The following is a 2,050-nucleotide window of genomic DNA, read 5'->3' on the forward strand; positions in this document are numbered from 1 at the left end:
CTTCGGTAGCCCCTCAATTGCAACGCAAGTGCGCTGCGTGCGAGCAGCGGGATGAATCGTCAGAGCTTCTATCAAGGGGCAGCGCAGGTCTTTCRCGCTCGACTTCCGCTGAAAATTTGATGGCTCCAGAGACAGTCGAGGCCACATTGCGCGAGCCGGGCAGACCGTTGGATGCTCAAACGCGGGCATTTTTCGAGCCGCGCTTCGGGTGGGATTTTGCCAACGTGCGAGTGCACTCAGACACTCTGGCACAACGATCGGCTGAGCACGTCGACGCTCGCGCATATGCTGTGGGGCACCACATCGCCTTTGGGACAGGGCAGTTCGCGCCCGAAACAAGTCTAGGACGGCGCCTGCTTGCACACGAGCTTGCTCACGTCGTGCAACAGGGCAGTTCGACCCGCGATGGTGATGGCCACGCGCACCGATACCTGCAGCGGTATCGCAGCCCGGGCAAGGACACCATTGCATTCGAAGGGGCCGACGAGACGCTGAAGGACCCGAAGTCGCAGCCTTGGATCGAGAGCATCAGCATCGACTTCGACAAGGCCGTCGCCGATGTGGGACACGCGGCAGATGCCAAATCGGCCGGACAGTTGCCGCCGCGCATGCCAGAGGGCAAGCTGACGGCAAAGTACAGCTCCAAATCGAGCACAGTGCCCGCAGACATCGTCTTGAAAATCGTCGGAGGGTCGACGATGCTCGGGATCGGATTGACTGACCGCGTGACGTCTGCGAAAGTGAAAAGGCTGGAGGGCAAGGGCTACACCGATTCCGAGAACGTCAGGTTGGGCAACCTGACGGATCCGGTGGCAGCCAAGGGAAAGGGTGCGCGCTATTCGAAGAGTGGCGCTGGCACCATGAACTATGCAATCTTCTTCAAGGGTATTCAGGCCATCCACGAAGGAGCACTGGACACAGGGTCCCACGCCTGCGTGCATGTCGACTCGGCGCCATCTATTCGCACGCTCAATCATCACACTCGCATCGGCATAACCACTGTGAGCGTCAGCTACGCCAGTGCGGTCCTGAATGACCTTTGCTGTCACCGGAAGGCGACAGGCAACACCAGCTGGAACGCTAATCCTTGCGAGAAGACCAAATGCCCCTGAACGGCCGCGAAGAGTGGCGAAGCTGAGCGCTCCGCGCCGGAGTCCGAGACGACCGGCCAAGGCTGGGGATAAAGATGCAACGGCCCGGGGCGAGACAGCGATGTACGGAGATTTATCGCAGCTTCAGCGCCTGGTCGACCCGAACCTCGCCGGTGTGCTGTATCAGCAGGGTCGCGTGTTCATCGACACGGACGGCAACGCGCAGACCCAGATCGTCAACGAATGGCAGGACACCGCTGGGACCGCAGATTGGCCAATCGTAACAAGAACTCGCAAGTGAGCGTCTGCACACCCCATCGTTTGAACCGCTCTCGCCACCAAGCCCTTCGAGATCATGGAGTTTGGAGCGAAAGTGCGGGTGATCCTGTATCGACCCTGAAGTCGCTGGTCTTCAAGACGCCATTCCGACCGGACTCTTGCAGGAGGCGTCCTGACCAAGACCAGGCGCTTGCGCGACCGAGCCAGCGCATGTCCACTGGATGGTGGAGCCGCCGGAGCCTGATTCATGTACGCTCCCGGACCTGAAGCTGTTCGGCGTCGAGCAATTGTTCGCGCAGACGGAGAGGGTCATGGATTCGACACTTGAACGCATCGCCGTTAATTTTCTGTCGGCGGCCCTCGAGACCGTGCCCGTCACCGACGCAGATCGCGCCGAGGTCGACGCCGTCGTCCAAGAGCAACGGGTCGAGCGGCAGTCCTTCTTCACATACCTGCGGCGGCGCGGGCCTGCGACCCCCGGCATCTGGGTTCTGTACGTGCTGTCGCTGAGCGGAAGGTGGAGCGAGGACGATATCAGGGACCACGCCATTGGTCTGCCCACCTTGCGGACGGTTTATCCCAGTCCCGGCCCCCCCCCGCGAGAACCGAGTCATCGACGCCGCCTGCGAGGCGCTGAAGGTGCTTGCCTGGCTGGGCTTCGAGGAGGGGGAGACCGAACG

Annotated in this window: 3 protein-coding genes; 2 read left to right on the forward strand and 1 reads right to left on the reverse strand. The window is 61.4% G+C overall.

What is annotated here, in order from left to right; all coding sequences use genetic code 11:
* Together AC1DY5_RS53170 and AC1DY5_RS53175 are read left to right on the forward strand one after the other, a co-directional pair.
* Positions 1 to 1,112: eCIS core domain-containing protein (locus tag AC1DY5_RS53170; protein WP_478122274.1), on the forward strand; the 1,112-nt coding region annotated here is incomplete at its 5' end.
* Positions 1,113 to 1,212: 100 nt separating this feature from the next.
* Entirely contained in the window at positions 1,213 to 1,392 is a 180-nt protein-coding gene (locus AC1DY5_RS53175; protein WP_478122275.1) for a hypothetical protein, read from the forward strand.
* Positions 1,393 to 1,615: 223 nt separating this feature from the next.
* Here the strand turns inward: AC1DY5_RS53175 and AC1DY5_RS53180 are convergent.
* The coding region (locus tag AC1DY5_RS53180) for a hypothetical protein (protein WP_478122276.1) at positions 1,616 to 2,050 on the reverse strand (435 nt) is incomplete at its 5' end.

Source organism: Variovorax sp. P4_D9 (assembly GCF_056401695.1).

What these genes read in the sequence shown, in the direction of transcription:
- AC1DY5_RS53175 (WP_478122275.1), top strand. Translation starts at nt 1,213, where the DNA reads ATGTACGGAGATTTATCGCAGCTTCAGCGCCTGGTCGACCCGAACCTC.